The organism is Marilutibacter maris (assembly GCF_006546735.2).
GTDB classification, from domain to species: domain Bacteria; phylum Pseudomonadota; class Gammaproteobacteria; order Xanthomonadales; family Xanthomonadaceae; genus Marilutibacter; species Marilutibacter maris.
On record NZ_VICD02000069.1, the window covers coordinates 15,879 to 32,567 of the forward strand.

Consider the following 16,689-nt stretch of genomic DNA (forward strand, 5'->3'; position numbering starts at 1 on the left):
TGGACTCGGCAACCGTATCGATTGGGCCCGAGCCACGCGAAACTCTCCTGATCCGTTATGTTCTGGACTCGTCGAGCCCCATGGACAAGAAATGAACCTGACCCCTTTTATTTATCCTGACTGCCTGTCTGTGAAAGCCGGGGCAGTCCAACCTGACCCCATTTTTCAGTTCAAGGTGAGTCCCTTTTGCGTGGACGGCGCCAGTGTTGTGGGACCTGCAGGGCTGTGGTAGAAGTCTAAGTTGGACAAGGCGTGGACTGGTCTTTTACCAAGGGAGCTTGGTTGATGAAAAAGTGGTTATATGGCGTTTCGCTTGTTATTGGATTTGCGGTTCCTTTGTCTGTCGCAGCGGAAAGCGCACCTGGCGATTTGTTTCCGGAAGAGGGGTTGAACCCTGAAGATATCCAGTCACTCTACATCGGGCAAAGCTACCATTCACAGCAGGTCGTTTTGGGGGCGAGGGCGGATGGTTTTACCGCTACGGCCATATATGATCGTGCTACCGATCGAATATATGTGGATACTGCATATGCGTCATTTGATGTTGGGCTAGGACAAGCTGCCCTTCAAGCGGCAAAAGGTAATTCGGCGCTTGCAAATTCAATGGCGAGTGATTTGCGGTCAAGTTTTCTAACGCAGCATTCGTTTGAGATTACGGTTGGGTCTATTGGGCTTCCATCGTACACGCCTCCTTCTGGAATCCCAGAGCCATGCGATCTTTCTCCATGCGATCCGTGGGCATACATGATTCGAGAAGGGTTTATGGAATCTTACTTAGGATTTCGGGTATGGGATCCACGTGTTGACCCGTGGTGGGAAATGGCTCATACCGACGAGGAGGTAGAAGAAGATAAGGCTGCGTTCAATCGAGCTAAGGATCACTGGTGTGATCAGGAGGCCTCGGATTCGATGCAGATTCTTGCCGGGCTGTTGAGCGGGACCCCCGCCTGTATTACCGGTGAAACAAATCCTTTTTCAGCTTCTGTCTGTGCTGGTTCTGTTGTTACCATATTGGATGGTTTTCGTAGCGATGCAAGCGAGAAGTGTCATCAAAAGTATCCCGGGCCGGGTGCATGGCATTTCCCATGAGAAAAGAAATGATAGAAATGCTTTTGATTGTTTTTGTTGGGTTTGCGGTGGCTTCGAATCTGTATGCTACTGCGCATATCTCCGACAAAGTGGCAAGGGTGCGATATCAAGCAATATTCTCTATTGGTCTGCTGTTTCTGCTTGCGTACTACTTGCTCCGGTGAGTTTCATCACAAGCCTGTATGAGTGCTGTAGGAGAGGCCCCGCGGAAGCGGGGCCTCTCGTTGCCGAGGTCAAGAGGGCGGCCATCGATACACTTCCGGAAAAAGGGTCGGATTCATTTGTCCCCATGAATGAGCGCCCGCTGTTTAGAGCCGGGGTCAGTAGAGCCGGGGTCAGAGTCGAGTTTCGCGCATGCAGGCAGTCCACCCCGGCCGGATTCCCAGGAGTGGCTTCGCCCTGTGGACTGGCCCACCCTTCACAGACACCTGAAAATGGGGACAACCCCGGAGGTGTTTGATGGTAAGGCAGAAGTTCACCGCAGAGTTCAAGCGCGAGGCGGTGCGGTTGCTGGAGCGCGGCGACAAGCCGGCTACCCAACTGGCGCTGGCGTTGGGCGTACCGCGTAACCTGCTCTACAAATGGCGCGATGCGATTGCCACTGATGGGGATCAGGCGTTCCGTGGCTCTGGCCGGCGTTCGCCACAGCAGCAGGAGCTAGCCCAACTGCGCCGACAGGTCGCTCGGCTAGAGCAGAAAGCACGATCTTAAAAAAAGCGACGGCGCACTTCGCGAGCGCATCCAAGCGCGGTACGCCTGGATCGACGGACAACGGATGACGTTTCCTCTGACAGACCTGTGCCGGGCGTTGAAGGTGTCGCTCAGCGGCTATCACGCCTGGAAACGGCGTCCACCAAGCACCAGGGCAACGGAAGACGTGAAGCTGGCGGCAGTTATCGCAGCCACGCACCGGGAACTTCGAGAGAGCTATGGAAACCGTCGTCTGTGGCGCGAGTTGCGTCGGCGTGGCATCGACTGCGGACGTCATCGAATGGATCGCCTTCGTCGAGAGTTCGGCCTGTGGACGCGCCGCCGACGCCGCTTCTTGCGTGCTCGCGCCGCCTATCAGCGCACGCCAGCGGCACCACGGCTATGCTCGTGGCCGTTTGCCGCACCGACGCCGGACCGGCTGTGGGTCGGCGACATCACGCGGTTGCCCACGCGCGAAGGGCCGCTCCACTTCGCGGCCCTGATCGACGCCTGCAGCCGACGCGTTGTTGGCTGGGCGATGGACAATCACCAGCGGCTCGATCTCACCGAGCGCGCCCTCGATATGGCCTTGCAGCAGCGTCGCCCCAAGCCGGGTCTGATCCTTCACCATGACCGCGGTAGCCAGTACACCGGCGCCGTTACCGGGCCAAAGCGGAGGCAGCGAAAATCCGTCTGAGTATGAGCAGGCCGGGGTTGCCCTACGACAACGCCATGGCCGAGAGTTTCTTCGCCACCCTCAAGCACGAGACTGGTGACGACAGACCCTTTGAAAGCCGCGAAGACGCACGCATGGCAGTGTTCGAGTATGTCGAGCTCTTCTACAACCGCATCCGCATGCACTCGGCACTGGACTACCAATCACCGGTGCAGGCGGAGAGGAACTATCTATCGGTCAGGCTTGTATCCTGACTACCTGTCTGTGAAAGCCGGGGCAGTCCAACCTGACCCCTTCTATCCAACCCAGTCCTTCATGTCTTCACGAGTTGCCATCTCTCCTCCCAGTAGCGGTCAGAAGTCGCGGCTACATGACGCAACAACATCAATCTTGTCCAACGATCACGCGCGTCCAGTCCATAACCGTGCCAGCTTGACGAAACCGGCCTGCAACAGCATTGGAAGCATGCCAAAGACAAGAACGCAGAAGATCACCGAGCCAACCAGGACCCCTGCCAGGTTCATCGCATAGAGGAGCCAGTCCAGGAACCCCTCCGGACCCGCAACACGCTCCGAGCGAGTCGCGATGGAGCCCAGTGCGGGCACAAGGCCCAGCACGGCACCCACGGCCGCGGTGCATATGATCGTCTGCCTGAATTGCGCTCTATCCATCACGCTCCTGTCTGACTCACCCTGCATCTTCATGACTCAGGCATGCCGCAGGGTGGGCCGGCGCGCAGATCCACGCGGGTGGGCCACGTCAGCAGCGGGCTGAAGTCCGCCTTGAACACATCGATTTCAAACGGAACGCCGGCCACGTCGAGATTGAGCGCAACCGAAACCAACACGCCATCCGAATCGTGGAAATGACACTCGGCAGCGGATGAACCATAGCGCTCCCCTGGTGGCTGTATGGCCAGGCCGCCCATGCCACCGTCGTCCATTGGCTCCACGCGCAGTGCGTCCAAGTCTACCGATAGCCCCGCCAGCTCGAACAGGTAGCTGGCTAGGGGACGTTCGCAATCCAGCAATCCTCTCACGAGCGTTTGTCACCATGCGTTGGTCCTGGCCACGGAACGGCCCAGGTAATGAAGTTGGTCAATCTCCGACACGCTTCCACTGGTCTGCCGACGTTCCGAACTGCTGAGCGGCCTGCGCGAACGCCTCCTCCAGTGTGGGATGCCAGGTATCGCCATCGAGATGCGGATGGCCACTGGATTGGCTCACGAGCAGGAAGCCTTCGGGCAGGGCATGGATCACTAGGCGCAGCCGCGCGGTATGACGATGTGGCGGCCGAGGTGCGGCGCCTACGGGGTGCCCGTCCTGCTGATCCGGGCCATCAAGGGCGAGTGCGTGCTCCGCAATCTCGAACAGTGGACGCTCATTCATGGAGACACCCTGCCCCATTACTTTCTGCGATCGAGAAAGCTGAAGCTGAGCGTCGCACCGATTCGCTGCAGGTCCGCGATGCTGGATGGCGAGATGAACCCGCCCTCCTGCTCGGGCGAATCCCTTACCGGAAGGACCAGATCGATATCGATGTGCTCGGGTTCGATCCGTCGCAGGCATTCAGAGAGGCGATCGATCCCGCCCATGTGGTCAAGGATCGCTTGCACCATCCGGAACAGCGGGGTATCCGGCGCCAGATCGACATTGAAGCGGACGTACGAGCGCTTGAGCAGCGCCTTGCCAGGCAAGGCCGGCGTGCTCGCCAGACCCGAACTGTCGGCGGCTACGCCAAAGAGAGCGATCACCTCATCGGTGGAGCCCGGGAATCCCCTGATCGTCAAGCTGACAGACCGGGGCCGTAACGTTTCTGGTTCCTGTGGCGAGCTTCTTTCCATGGAGTCTGGTTCCCGAGTGGATCCGCACCGCAGAGCGGCGTCCGTGGAGTCGACCGCCTTCATGTGCAAAGGTCGATTCTGGCCGCGGCTCTGCTCATAGTCGCATCCCCAGCCAGATCACGGCTTCCGTAGACGCGGAGACCACGGGGGAAAGCACTCTGGGCCAGAATCTTCCGGCCTGGAGGTGCGTCGCGGACCGGTCGTGATGGCGTTGCTCATCCGAAATGATGGCCGAGATGGCGGTTGCGGCGGCGGGATCGGCTCCACGCAAGGCCGCAAGCTGCTGCTCCAGATGCCGGAGTACGACGCTTTCCACTGCGACGGTCGTGGCGGCAATGGCATTGCGACCCAAGAGGCCGGTGAGCATTCCCAGCAGGAAGCCCCCAAGACCGCATAGCCAGTAGCTGCGGCAACGCCGCTGGCCACGACGCTGCAACTCGGTGCCGAAGATTGCACGATGCCGTTGTTCATGTCGCCGAAACTCCGCGAGCTCATGAATCAGGTCTGGAGCCGTAAACCGGGCCAGCGCGATCTGACCGGAGTAGATGCTGATTGCGCCGTGTTCGCCCGCGTGGTTGACCTTGAGTATTCGGCTTCCCAGATCCGTGACCGAAGGGGCTCGGGTACATTCACCCATGAAATTGATGCCTCGATTTCAGCAGAACTGGCACCCACCAGTGTGTCGCTCTATCAAAAGACAGAGCGCTGTCATCATCCCGTTGATCTGACGTTGTCAGCGCGCGCGTCCCTGCCGGAACAGGGCGCTGAGCTCCTCACCGCTGTAGAAGCGGACATGGGAGATCGGGTAGTCGCCCGGGAAGGTGATGATGGGCCCATAGATGTAGCCGTTCACATCGCCGACCCGATACATGCTCTGCATGACGGTGAGGTCGTAGTACTCGCACTCATAGTGCGTCGTACCGCCATCCGACTCGCCGCTGTCCGGGGTGTCCTTGCAGGCGGGGGGATGACCGCGAAGCACCAGGTCGATGTCCTTCTCCGCCGCCAGCACCGCGGATCGCGCGGGCTCGGGGAGTTTGGAAGGATCGACACCCACGAAGAACGTGTCTGTCGACTCGGACACGCGGTCGACACTGACCGGCTGGGGCGCCTGACCCGAACAGCCCGCGGCGACAAGGATGGATACGGCGGCAGCTGCGATGGTCCTCATGGGCATCAACCTTTGGATGTGGCCTGCGGGATCAGGAACGTGGCGAACCAGCTCCGATTTCCGTACCAGTCCCCACGCCTTAACGTGAGACTCCAGAAAAATGAACCTGACCCTTTTCCCGAGAGGAACTATCTATCGGTCAGGCTTGTATCCTGACTACCTGTCTGTGAAAGCCGGGGCAGTCCAACCTGACCCCTTTTATCTATCGTTCTTGCTGCTCATATGCGTCGCTTTTCAACGAGTCGGCGATAATGTTCACCAAGGACGGTGAGCTTGCATGCTTTTCCCTGCATCGCAGCGTGCCACATATGTGGCGCATCAACTGGAACAACGAGATTCAGCCTGCTGTAGCGCTGAAGTATCGCAAACTTCCTTGTGTTCTCGGCGACTGGCGCCGGCATATCTGGATCACGCCCTTTTAATTCAGGTTCGAATGTAGGATCTAATCGAAACTCTGCCCCAGGCGCGGGAAAAAATTCCGTAATGCGGCGCAGATCCTCAAGGTCAATCAACGGAGGAATTTTCCGAAGAGAGACAAACTCTCTGACGTTAGTCTTGAATACCGGCCGTTGCTCCCATGCTCCAAGCGATTGATCTATATGCGCGTAGACGCTACCCGGGGTTATGTCGCCGGTGAGGTTTGCAGCGCCACCATGCAGTGCATCCACCAGAAGAGTGGTGAAAACTCCCTTTCCGTGTTCTTCTGTTGCATATTGATCATCTGTCGACGCTGTCAGCACAGTAAGCCCTTCGGCTAGCGCTGCGACGTTACCGGTTTCGGGAAGAGTTCCGGCAATACCAGAGTGACAGCTATCGAGCACAACAACCTTGTTGCGCGCAGGCGAAGCGTTCGCGAGCCTCAAGACTTCGGAAAGAGAAAGACCCTCGTCGCCGCGCCGAGAGTCTGTAGCTAGCAGATAACCACCCGCCGCTTCAATATGACCGTGTCCGGCGAAATAGAACAATGCGATCTCGGCCTGCGACTTAAACAGCTCGACAACATGGTCTTTAAGGTCGGTGCGATCGACCCGGTCAGTTGAGCCAGTGCCGGTGAGGAGCTTGCAGTCGAAATTGACTGCACCGTCACCATGTCGTTCCAAAACAGTCTTGACTGCATGCGCGTCGTCGACGCAACCAAACAGTGCGCCTCCATGCTCATAGTAGTTTATGCCAACAATGAGTGCGATACGCATAACTTCACTCCGGCTAGAGACCGTTGATAAAGTTCTCGATGGCGGCCCAGGTCCACACCACAGTACGAACGCCTTCTAGATTGGTTCTGTCGTCCTTGTATATCCAAAGACCGAGAACAGGCTTCTTCTCCTCGCGAGCGCAAGCAATCTCCCACTTCTGACCACTAGATGAGAGTGAATTCTTGCTCACTAGGACGATCACCCCATCGGAACGCCGAATGCGGGTTCGCACCCGCTCCTTCCACTCAGAGCTATAGGCCTCCTTCACGGACATGTCGACGTAGTCAAAGGGTGACTTCGTGCTAAGGGATTGTCCCTTAAGGAAGTCTCGTTGCCGCTCGTCTTCAATCGCAAACGCTACGAAAATAACCTTCTTACCTGCCATGTGAACTCCTTTTTCTTAAGTGTTTCTTCAATATGTCCGCTAGACCTGCTACGCTCAATACTTGAGCGAGCTGTTTTTAATCACTCCTCACCTGGAGGGTTAGCTGGATTGTCTCCCTCACTTGTGGGCTGATAGCCGCCTTGTGGGATTGGATCATCTCCTGGTTTTGGCGTGCTCGGCTGATAGCCTCTTTCAACTGGACTGGGTCGATAACCTTCATTGATTTCTTTGCGCTTTTCAGACATTTACCGTCTCCTATTCCCGAAACTCAATATGAGATATCTCACCCGAAAGCACCAAGACTCCAGAAGTCCTAGATACCTTTCTAACGAACTGCCCACGTTCCCCTAGCACCCAAGTTTCTTCCAGATAGATCTGCTCATCTGCCGGAGCGCTTGAGGTAAAGGACTTGCCCGCATAACGACCGGCCACAATAGTGCCGTTCCGCAATGTGACCTTTACCCAGGACGACTTCCGTTGTTGAAATACAAAATCCCATGGCTTTGCTGTGGGATGAGGCGCGTTGCGCTGGAAGAAGTCTCTTGTTCTAACGTACTTCCAGATCAGCACCCATAAAACTGGAGCCAAAAAGAGTACAAATATATAGAACAGGTAGTAAAGGAATGCACGAGCCTGAAGCAATTCACTTCGCTGCACCAATGAAATTGGTACGGCGAGAATTGCGTAGTTAATACTGCTATACGCAATAGCGTCTACAAGCTGTTCAGATGACGGCCGTTCGGTCCCAGGAAAAGCTAGCTGATAGCACTTGATACTAATAAACCCTGGAATTACGAATGCCAGGAACAGAACAAGCTTGTCCGCTCCCCAGATATCCATACGCCCTCCATGACGCCCGCCTCTTTTTGCGAACACATCACATGTGTAGTGTGATGTTGGTTGGAGACTACTACAAAGCCGGCCCCATAGACGCCATCACCGGCGCAGACCCCTCCCCCCCCAACCGCTAACCCCGCTCCCGGCCGTCACCCCTCACGGTCGACCAAGGCCGCATTGCTATAATTTCGAGTCTTTGCTCGGACCCTGACCCGTGCCCGCCGGCGTTGCCGCGGACCTGGGGCATGGCGCCGGGCGTTCTCCCGCAGCCACAGGCGATCCCCCGCCCGGAGCCACGTATGACCAGTACGTCAGAACTTTCCGACCCGTCCTCGGCCAACACTTCGCTGACCAACAGCGTGATGGACCCGGACTACTCGCTGGACCACAAGTACACGCGCGAGGCCGGTCGCATCTATCTGTCGGGCGTGCAGGCGCTGGTGCGGCTGCCGCTGATGCAGCGGCTGCGCGACCAGGCGGCGGGGCTGGATACCGCCGGCTTCGTGTCCGGCTATCGCGGCTCGCCGCTGGGCGGTTTCGATCTGGAGCTGTGGCGCGCGCGCAAGCACCTGGAGAAGGCGGGGGTGAAGTTCACCCCGGGCCTGAACGAGGACCTGGGCGCGACCATGGTCTGGGGCACCCAGCAGACCAATCTGTTCCCGGGCGCGAAGCACGATGGCGTGTTCGGCATGTGGTACGGCAAGGGCCCGGGCGTGGACCGCTGCGGCGACGTGTTCAAGCACGCCAACGCCGCCGGCACCTCGCCGCGCGGCGGCGTGCTGGCGCTGGCCGCCGACGACCACGCCTGCCGCAGCTCGACCCTGCCGCACGGTTCCGAGCACGAGTTCGTCAGCGCGATGATGCCGGTGCTGAACCCGGCCGGGGTGCAGGACATCCTCGACATGGGCCTGATCGGCTGGGCGATGAGCCGCTACACCGGGCGCTGGGTCGGCTTCAAGACGATCGCCGAGACGGTGGAGTCCTCGGCCTCGGTCGACGTCAATCCGCTGGCGCTGCAGATCGCGATGCCGGAGGACTTCGAGCTGCCGCCGGGCGGACTCAACATCCGCTGGCCGGACCCGCCGATGGAGCAGGAAATGCGCCTGCACCAGTACGCGGTGAAGGCGGCGCAGGCGTTCGCGCGCGCCAACCGCATCGACCGGATGGTGATCGACTCGCCGAACCCGCGGCTGGGCATCGTCACCACCGGCAAGAGCTACCTGGACGTGCTGCAGGCGCTGGAATACCTGGGCCTGGACGAGCGCGCCTGCGCCGATCTGGGCATCCGCGTCTACAAGGTCGGCATGACCTGGCCGCTGGAGCCGATCGGCATCCGCGCGTTCGCGCGCGGGCTGCAGGACATCGTGGTGGTGGAGGAGAAGCATTCCTTCATCGAGAGCCAGATGAAGGAGCTGTTCTACAACTTCGACGGGCAACGGCCGTCGATCGTCGGCAAGTACGACGAGTCCGGCGAGTGGATCCTGCCGTCGACCTCGGAGCTGACCCCGGCGCGGATCGCCGGCGTGATCGCGCGCCGCATCCAGAAGTTCCACGACAGCGAGCAGATGCGCGAGGTGCTGCGCTGGATGGAGCAGAAGGAATCGGCGCTGGCGCTGCCGCGCGCGCAGTTCCCGCGCGTGCCGCACTACTGCTCGGGCTGCCCGCACAACACCTCGACGGTGGTGCCGGAGGGTTCGCGGGCGCTGGGCGGCATCGGCTGCCACTACATGGTCACCTGGATGGACCGCAGCACCGACACCTTCACCCACATGGGCGGCGAAGGCGTGACCTGGGCCGGCCAGGCCGCGTTCACCGACACCCCGCACGTGTTCCAGAACCTCGGCGACGGCACCTACTTCCACTCCGGCTCGCTGGCGATCCGCCAGTCGATCGCCGCCGGGGTCAACATCACCTACAAGATCCTCTACAACGACGCGGTCGCGATGACCGGCGGCCAGCCGGTCGACGGCACCCTGAGCGTGCCGCAGATCGCCCACCAGGTCCGCAGCGAGGGCGTGTACACGATCGTGGTGGTGTCCGACGACGTGTCCAAGTGGTCGAAGCGCGAGCTGTTCCCGTCCGAGGTGGAGTTCTTCGACCGCCGCGAGCTGGACGCGGTGCAGAAGCGCCTGCGCGAGGTCAAGGGCGTGTCGGTGCTGATCTACGACCAGGTCTGCGCGACCGAGAAGCGCCGCCGCCGCAAGCGCGGCAAGATGGTCGACCCGGCCAAGCGGGTGATGATCAACTCGCTGGTCTGCGAGGGCTGCGGCGACTGCGGCAAGAAGTCGTTCTGCGTGTCGGTGCTGCCGAAGGAGACCGAGTTCGGGCGCAAGCGCGAGATCGACCAGAGCAACTGCAACAAGGACTTCAGCTGCGTCAACGGCTTCTGTCCGAGCTTCGTCACCGTCGAGGGCGGCGATCTGAAAAAGGGCGTGTCCGGCAAGAGCGGGGCCGCCTCCAACGCCAAGGAGCGCCTGGGCGACCTGCCGATGCCGCAGCTGCCGACGCTGGAGCAGCCCTGGAACATCCTGATCACCGGCGTCGGCGGCACCGGCGTGGTCACCATCGGCGCGTTGCTGGGCATGGCCGGGCACCTGGAGGGCAAGGGCGCGACCGTGCTCGACCAGACCGGCCTGGCGCAGAAGGGCGGCGCGGTCACCACCCACATCCGCATCGCGCGGACGCCGGCGGACCTGCACGCGGTGCGCATCGCCGCCGGCGAGGCCGACCTGGTGCTGGGCTGCGACATGGTGGTGGTCAACGACTACTGGGCGCTGTCGAAGATCCGCGAGGGCCGCAGCCAGGTCGTGCTCAACAGCTACGAGGCGATGCCGGGCACCTTCACCACCCGCCCGGACATGGAGTTCCCGGCCAACGACATCATCCAGGCGATCAGCACCGCGATGGGCGAAGGCGGCCAGCCGCACGTGGTCGACGCGACCCAGGTCGCGACCGCGCTGCTGGGCAACGCGATCGGCAGCAACCTGTTCCTGCTCGGCTATGCCTGGCAGCAGGGCCTGGTGCCGGTGTCGTTCGACGCGCTGATGCGCGCGGTCGAGCTCAACGGCGCCGCGATCGAGATGAACAAGACCGCGTTCGCCTGGGGCCGGCTGGCCGCGATCGACCTGCCGGCGGTGCTGGCCGCGGCCGGCATCGTGCCCAGCGCTCCGGCCGCCGCCGCGCACCCCAGCGTGCTGCCGATGCTGGAGCCGGGCGCGTGGGAGAGCACCGAGTGGGGTTCGACCTCGGCGCCGCGCGCGACCCGCGACGAGGACGAGCTGCGCCACCTGCCCAACGCGCTGGGCAATGCCAAGTCCGATGCCGACAGCGTCGCCTTCCTGCCGCTGGACGACGAGCGCCTGTCGCGCTCGCTGGACGAACTGATCGCGCGCCGGATCAGCTTCCTGACCGAGTACCAGGACGCCGCCTACGCCGCGCGCTACAGCAGCTTCGTCACCCGCGTGCGCGACGCCGAGCAGGGCAAGGCGCCGGGCAGCACCGACCTGACCGAGGCGGTCGCCCGCTACGCGTTCAAGCTGATGGCCTACAAGGACGAGTACGAGGTCGCCCGCCTGTACACCAGCGGCGAGTTCCTGCGCCGGCTGGAGCAGCAGTTCGACGGCGACTACAAGCTCAAATTCCACCTGGCGCCGCCGCTGCTGGCGAAGAAGAACGACAAGGGCGAGCTGATCAAGTCCGAGTACGGCCCGTGGGTGTTCACCGCGTTCAAGTGGCTGGCGAAGCTGCGCAAGCTGCGCGGCGGCACCTTCGACGTGTTCGGTTACACCGAGGAGCGCCGGATGGAGCGGCGGATGATCGAGGAGTACTTCGCCACGATCGAGACGCTGCTGCCGAAGCTGGACGCCGGCAACGTCGCCCTGGCCGCCGAGATCGCCTCGATCCCCGAGCACGTGCGCGGCTACGGCCACGTCAAGGAAGCGCACCTGCACAAGGCCAAGGCCCGCGAGGCCGAGCTGCTGGCGGAATGGAACAATCCGCTGCGGGTGGTCCAGGTCGCGTAAGCGCCCGGCCGTCGCCTAAGCCGCAGGCAGTACCGGAAGGCCCCGCGCGAGCGGGGCCTTTTTTGTCTGGTAGGAGCGGCGCGGGTGCCGGCAACGCATCGCGATGTCGGCCAGCGCTGGCACCCGCCGGACAGGGTGTGGCCCAGACGAGGACCGGTCCGCCTTTCGTAGGAGCGGCGTGAGCCGCGATCCCCGGGCGGCGCCCGGGAATCCCCAAAGGGGCACCCAACCCTCAGCGTCGCCAGACCAGGCAGCGGTTGTTGGCCGGCATCGCCACGTCCTCGATCAGCGTCAGGCCGATGCAGCGGGCCAGCGCATTCACCGCCTCGAAGTCGCGGATGCCCGAGGTCGGGTCGCGCGCCTTCAGCCAGGCATCGAACTCGCGGTTGCTGGCGCTGGTGTAGTCGCCGTCGTAGTTGAAGGGACCGTAGACGACGACGGTCGCGGTCTCGGCCATCGCCGTCGACAGGCCGGCGAACAGCGCCTGCACCTGCGGCCAGCCCATGATGTGCAGGGTGTTGGCGCTGAACACCGCGTCGAAGGCGGGCGCGTCGTGCGGCAGCGGCGGCGCCAGCGCGGGCACCGGCTCGACGGTCGCGGCCAGCTCCAGCGACGGCGGCGTGTTGGCCAGCGCGGCCTCGTCCAGCCAGGCGCGGATGCCGGGCAGATGCGCGGCGACGTCGCTGCACTGCCATCGCAGCCATGGCATCGCCGCGGCGAAGTGCACCGCGTGCTGGCCGCTGCCGCTGCCGATTTCCAGCACCTCGCGGGCATCGGCGAAGTGGCGTCGCAGCACATCGAGGATCGGGTCGCGATTGCGCTCGCAGGCCGGCGAGAACGGTTTGGGGTCGTGGTCCATGCCCACAGCATGAAGGCTGGCGCCGGCCACGGCGAGCCGGCGCCCGCGCGACCGCTACGGCAGGCACAGATCCTCGTCGTCGAACAGCTCGCCCAGGGTGGCCTCGGGGCGCTCGCCCAGTTCGCGCGCCATGCAGGCGGCGTCCTTGACCGTCCGCGCATCCTCGCGCCAGTCGCACCAGGCCGGGTTGGTCCTGCCGAAGGTGCGCTTGCGCCAGGTGTTGCGCTGCCCGCCGCACTGGGTCGCGGCCGGGAACGCGTACCAGAGGCCGCCATCGTGCTTGCGGTTGAAACCGGTGACCTGGCAGGCGCCATCGTTGTAGCGGCAGACCCGCGCGCACTGCTGCAGTTCTTCGCGCGGCAGCGACGACGGGCAACCGCGATTGTCGTACTCGAGATTGCATTCGCAGTAGTCGTTGGGGGCGCTGGCGATGCGGGTGACCTGGTAGCGGATCGCGTAGGCGTTGGCCTGGGCCGCCACCGCGAGGATCGAGCGGAATGCCACCGCATCGGTCGCGTTGGCCTCCTGCAGCGACTGGAACGGGCGCCCCTGGGCGTCCTCGTCGATCGGCAGCCGCGACTGCAGACGGTATACGTGCACGGTCTCGCAGGGGTCGCCGTCGGGACAGTCGGCGCGCGCCGGCGCACTCCAACCCGCCAGCATCGATGCCAGCAGCGCCATCGCCGCCATCGCCATGCCCCGCCCGCGCCATGTCTCGATCCGGTCCATCCATCACCTCCTGGTCGTCGTCGATGACGGACCGGCAGACGGCCGGCCCTGTCACCGACTCCAACGCCGCCGCGGGCGCGGCGTGAACCGGCGCCCGTCTCATCGGCTGAGACGGGGCTCTGGCCCACTGGCCGCCTCTGGACGGGCGAGACGGCGATGGCACGGGCACTGGCGCGGTACGACGATGGCGAGACACTGGCGTTCGGGACCGCGACCCCGCCGGCTCCGGTCCGCGGCGACGGTGGCACCCTGACCACGCGGTTGGCGCGGCGTTACCGCGACCGCATTACCGGCCACTTCACCCTGCCCGGCCGCGAGGGCCGCTACGCCGAGCTGCCGGCCGACCTGCCGCCGGCACTGGCGGCGGCATTGCGCGCGCGCGGCATCGAGTGGCTGTATTCGCACCAGGCCGAGGCCTGGGCGGCGAGCCGGCGCGGCGAGCACGTCGCCGTGGTCACCCCGACCGCCTCGGGCAAGTCGCTGTGCTACACCCTGCCGGTGGTGGCCGCGGCAATGCAGGGCCGCGCCGCCGCCGGCTCGAAGGCGGCGGGCTCGAAGGCGCCGGGGTCGAAGGCGTTGTTCCTGTTTCCGACCAAGGCGCTGGCGCAGGACCAGGTCGCCGAACTGCTGGAACTCAGCCGAGCCGGCGATCTGGGCCTGAAGGCCTTCACCTTCGACGGCGACACCCCCGGCGATGCGCGCCAGGCGATCCGCCTGCACGGCGACATCGTGGTCTCCAACCCGGACATGCTGCATCAGGCGATCCTGCCGCATCACACCAAGTGGGCGCAGTTCTTCGAGAACCTGCGGTACGTGGTGATCGACGAGATCCACAGTTACCGCGGCGTGTTCGGCAGCCACGTGACCAATGTGCTGCGGCGGCTCAAGCGGATCTGCGCGTTCTACGGCGCGTCGCCGCGCTTCATCCTGTGCTCGGCGACGATCGGCAACCCGCGCGAGCACGCGCAGGCGCTGATCGAGGCGCCGGTGACCGCGATCGAGCAGTCCGGCGCGCCCAGCGGCGACCGCCACGTGCTGTTGTGGAACCCGCCGGTGGTCAATCCCGACCTCGGCCTGCGCGCGTCGGCGCGCTCGCAGAGCAACCGGATCGCACGGATCGCGATCAAGGCCGGGCTCAAGACCCTGGTGTTCGCGCAGTCGCGGACCATGGTCGAGGTGCTGACCAAGTACCTCAAGGACGTGTTCGACCACGACCCGCGCAAGCCGCCGCGGATCCGCGCCTACCGTGGCGGCTATCTGCCCGGCGAGCGGCGCGCGGCCGAGCGCGAGATGCGCGCCGGCGGCGTCGACGGCATCGTCAGCACCTCGGCGCTGGAGCTGGGCGTGGACATCGGCGCGCTCGACGTGGTCGTGCTCAACGGTTATCCCGGCAGCGTCGCCGCGACCTGGCAGCGCTTCGGCCGCGCCGGCCGCCGCAGCCAGCCGGCGCTGGGGGTGATGGTGGCCAGCTCGCAGCCGCTGGACCAGTACGTGGTGCGGCACCCGGAGTTCTTCGCCGAGGCCCCGCCCGAGCACGCGCGCACCGCCCCGGACCAGCCGCTGATCCTGTTCGACCACATCCGCTGCGCGGCGTTCGAGCTGCCGTTCGAGGCCGGCGAACGCTACGGCCCGATCGAGCCGACCCCGTACCTGGAGGTGCTGGCCGAGAGCGAGGTCGTGCACCGCGAGGGCGAGCGCTGGGAATGGATCGCCGACAGCTACCCGGCCAACGCGGTGTCGCTGCGCGCGGTCGCCGACGGCAACTTCGTCGTCGTCGACCGCAGCGACGGCCGCCAGACCATCATCGCCGAGGTCGACTACTCCGCCGCCGCGCTGACCCTGTACGAGGGCGCGATCCACATGATCCAGAGCACGCCCTACCAGGTCGAGCGGCTGGACTGGGACGGCCGCAAGGCCTACGTCACCCGCACCCACGTCGACTACTACACCGACGCCATCGACTACACCCGGCTGAAGCTGCTCGAACGTTTCCAGGGCGGGCGCGCCGGCGCCGGCGAGGCCGGCCACGGCGAGGTCCACGTGGTGCGGCGGGTGTCGGGCTACAAGAAGATCCGCTACTACACCCACGAGAACATCGGCTACGGCCCGGTCAACCTGCCCGACCAGGAGCTGCACACCACCGCGGCGTGGTGGCAGCTGCCGCAGGCCGCGCTGCTGGCCTGGTTCGGCTCGCGACAGGAGGCGCTGGACGGCTTCCTCGGCGCCGCCCACGCCCTGCATCTGGTCGCCAGCGTCGCGGTGATGGCCGATGCGCGCGATCTGCAGAAATCGGTCGGCAACGGCGACGGCAGCTGGTTCGCGACCGCCGACGCCGATGGCCGCGGCCGTCTGCGCGGCGCCGACGGCGCCGAGCGCAACCTCGACGACGAGGCCCGCTTCACCCCGACCGTCTACCTGTACGACAACTTTCCCGGTGGTGTCGGTCTCAGCGAACCGCTGTGGCAGCGGCAGGCGGAGCTGGTCCAGCGCGCGTGCGAGCTGGTCGAACGCTGCGACTGCCACGCCGGCTGCCCGGCCTGCGTCGGCCCGATCCTCGCCGCCGACGAGTCCGTCGGCGACACCGACACCGCCACGACCACCCCCAAGGCCCTGGCCCGGCGCGTGCTCGGCCTGCTGCAGGACGCCGACGATGCGCGCTAGCGACGCCGCGCCTGCGGGATGTCCTGCAACCGCTCACGGCGACGCTTCGGCATGGCCGTCCGTGGCGAACGGGACGACCGCGACCCGCCTCTGCCCCGTCTTTCGTAGGAGCGGCGCAAGCCGCGATCGGGCTTTCATGGGAAGGCTTCATCGCGGCTTACGCCGCTCCTACGAAGAGCAGATGGACATTCGCCTGTCCCATCATCTCCGCTTGCGCCGTGCCGAGGCATACATCCACCCGCTCGCACGAACACCGCGCGCATCTGCCGCCTGTAGGAGCGGCGTGAGCCGCGATGGAGCTTTCTCGATGACCCTGATCGCGGTTCACGCCGCTCCTGCCGGTTTGCATCTGGAGACGCGTCGGGGGTGTCCGCGATGAGCGCGGCGATCGAGCGTCTGCGGGTATTGCAACGCCAGGCCGGACAACCGGCGGCGGTTACGACGGCCGTGGCGATCGCGCGCGCGTCCGCCGGCGACGATGCGGCGGCGCTGCGGCGCCTGCTCGGCGTGCGTACCCGCAGCCGGGTGACGGTC

Annotated in this window: 18 protein-coding genes; 6 read left to right on the forward strand and 12 right to left on the reverse strand. The window is 64.0% G+C overall.

Annotation, left to right across the window (positions count from 1 at the left end):
• Positions 1–285: 285 nt before the first annotated feature.
• The 4 genes from FKV24_RS04990 to FKV24_RS05005 all read left to right on the forward strand — a co-directional run bounded on the left by FKV24_RS04990 (position 286) and on the right by FKV24_RS05005 (position 2,709).
• Positions 286–1,089 carry a hypothetical protein gene (locus FKV24_RS04990; RefSeq protein ID WP_141481593.1) on the forward strand — a complete coding sequence of 268 codons (804 nt, stop codon included), beginning with the start codon at positions 286–288 and terminating at the stop codon, positions 1,087–1,089.
• A gap of 459 nt (positions 1,090–1,548) precedes the next feature.
• Positions 1,549–1,800: a transposase gene (locus FKV24_RS04995; RefSeq protein WP_141481594.1), complete on the forward strand. Its 252-nt coding sequence runs from the start codon at positions 1,549–1,551 to the stop codon at positions 1,798–1,800.
• Between the two features lie 49 nt (positions 1,801–1,849).
• A complete protein-coding gene (locus tag FKV24_RS05000) occupies positions 1,850–2,476 on the forward strand; it encodes an IS3 family transposase (protein ID WP_249040928.1) in 627 nt (208 codons plus the stop codon).
• 35 nt (positions 2,477–2,511) lie between these two features.
• Entirely contained in the window at positions 2,512–2,709 is a 198-nt protein-coding gene (locus FKV24_RS05005; RefSeq protein WP_249040927.1) for an IS3 family transposase, read from the forward strand.
• Between the two features lie 147 nt (positions 2,710–2,856).
• Here FKV24_RS05005 and FKV24_RS05010 read toward each other — a convergent pair whose 3' ends face one another.
• The 10 genes from FKV24_RS05010 to FKV24_RS05050 form a co-directional block, all read right to left on the reverse strand.
• A complete protein-coding gene (locus tag FKV24_RS05010; protein WP_141481597.1) occupies positions 2,857–3,159 on the reverse strand; it encodes a hypothetical protein in 303 nt (100 codons plus the stop codon).
• Entirely contained in the window at positions 3,156–3,494 is a 339-nt protein-coding gene (locus tag FKV24_RS05015) for a DUF6984 family protein (RefSeq protein WP_141481598.1), read from the reverse strand. The genes FKV24_RS05010 and FKV24_RS05015 overlap by 4 nt, the downstream gene beginning before the upstream one ends.
• A gap of 58 nt (positions 3,495–3,552) precedes the next feature.
• Positions 3,553–3,843, reverse strand: a complete 291-nt coding sequence (locus FKV24_RS05020; protein ID WP_141481599.1) for a hypothetical protein — start codon at positions 3,841–3,843, stop codon at positions 3,553–3,555.
• 17 nt (positions 3,844–3,860) lie between these two features.
• Positions 3,861–4,244: a hypothetical protein gene (locus tag FKV24_RS05025; protein ID WP_141481600.1), complete on the reverse strand. Its 384-nt coding sequence runs from the start codon at positions 4,242–4,244 to the stop codon at positions 3,861–3,863.
• A gap of 148 nt (positions 4,245–4,392) precedes the next feature.
• The gene (locus tag FKV24_RS05030) at positions 4,393–4,935 is read right to left on the reverse strand and encodes a demethoxyubiquinone hydroxylase family protein (protein WP_141481601.1); all 543 of its coding nucleotides are present in this window, start codon (positions 4,933–4,935) and stop codon (positions 4,393–4,395) included.
• Between the two features lie 96 nt (positions 4,936–5,031).
• The gene (locus FKV24_RS05035; RefSeq protein ID WP_141481602.1) at positions 5,032–5,469 is read right to left on the reverse strand and encodes a hypothetical protein; all 438 of its coding nucleotides are present in this window, start codon (positions 5,467–5,469) and stop codon (positions 5,032–5,034) included.
• Between the two features lie 218 nt (positions 5,470–5,687).
• Positions 5,688–6,662 (reverse strand): caspase family protein, encoded by a 975-nt coding sequence (locus FKV24_RS05040; protein ID WP_141481603.1) that lies wholly within the window; start codon positions 6,660–6,662, stop codon positions 5,688–5,690.
• A 13-nt stretch (positions 6,663–6,675) separates the two neighbouring features.
• Positions 6,676–7,047, reverse strand: a complete 372-nt coding sequence (locus FKV24_RS05045) for a TIR domain-containing protein (RefSeq protein WP_141481604.1) — start codon at positions 7,045–7,047, stop codon at positions 6,676–6,678.
• 80 nt (positions 7,048–7,127) lie between these two features.
• A complete protein-coding gene (locus FKV24_RS19190) occupies positions 7,128–7,292 on the reverse strand; it encodes a hypothetical protein (protein WP_170288217.1) in 165 nt (54 codons plus the stop codon).
• Between the two features lie 10 nt (positions 7,293–7,302).
• Positions 7,303–7,887: a DUF6338 family protein gene (locus FKV24_RS05050; protein WP_141481605.1), complete on the reverse strand. Its 585-nt coding sequence runs from the start codon at positions 7,885–7,887 to the stop codon at positions 7,303–7,305.
• Between the two features lie 296 nt (positions 7,888–8,183).
• Here FKV24_RS05050 and FKV24_RS05055 point away from each other — a divergent pair, with 296 nt between their 5' ends.
• Positions 8,184–11,906 carry an indolepyruvate ferredoxin oxidoreductase family protein gene (locus FKV24_RS05055; protein ID WP_141481606.1) on the forward strand — a complete coding sequence of 1,241 codons (3,723 nt, stop codon included), beginning with the start codon at positions 8,184–8,186 and terminating at the stop codon, positions 11,904–11,906.
• 232 nt (positions 11,907–12,138) lie between these two features.
• Here FKV24_RS05055 and FKV24_RS05060 read toward each other — a convergent pair whose 3' ends face one another.
• Both FKV24_RS05060 and FKV24_RS05065 read right to left on the reverse strand, forming a co-directional pair.
• Positions 12,139–12,765: a DUF938 domain-containing protein gene (locus tag FKV24_RS05060; protein WP_141481607.1), complete on the reverse strand. Its 627-nt coding sequence runs from the start codon at positions 12,763–12,765 to the stop codon at positions 12,139–12,141.
• 54 nt (positions 12,766–12,819) lie between these two features.
• On the reverse strand, positions 12,820–13,494 hold the full coding sequence (locus FKV24_RS05065; protein WP_141481608.1) for a hypothetical protein: 675 nt from the start codon (positions 13,492–13,494) through the stop codon (positions 12,820–12,822).
• 156 nt (positions 13,495–13,650) lie between these two features.
• Here FKV24_RS05065 and FKV24_RS05070 point away from each other — a divergent pair, with 156 nt between their 5' ends.
• Positions 13,651–16,155 (forward strand): DEAD/DEAH box helicase, encoded by a 2,505-nt coding sequence (locus FKV24_RS05070; RefSeq protein ID WP_141481609.1) that lies wholly within the window; start codon positions 13,651–13,653, stop codon positions 16,153–16,155.
• Positions 16,156–16,689: the final 534 nt, after the last annotated feature.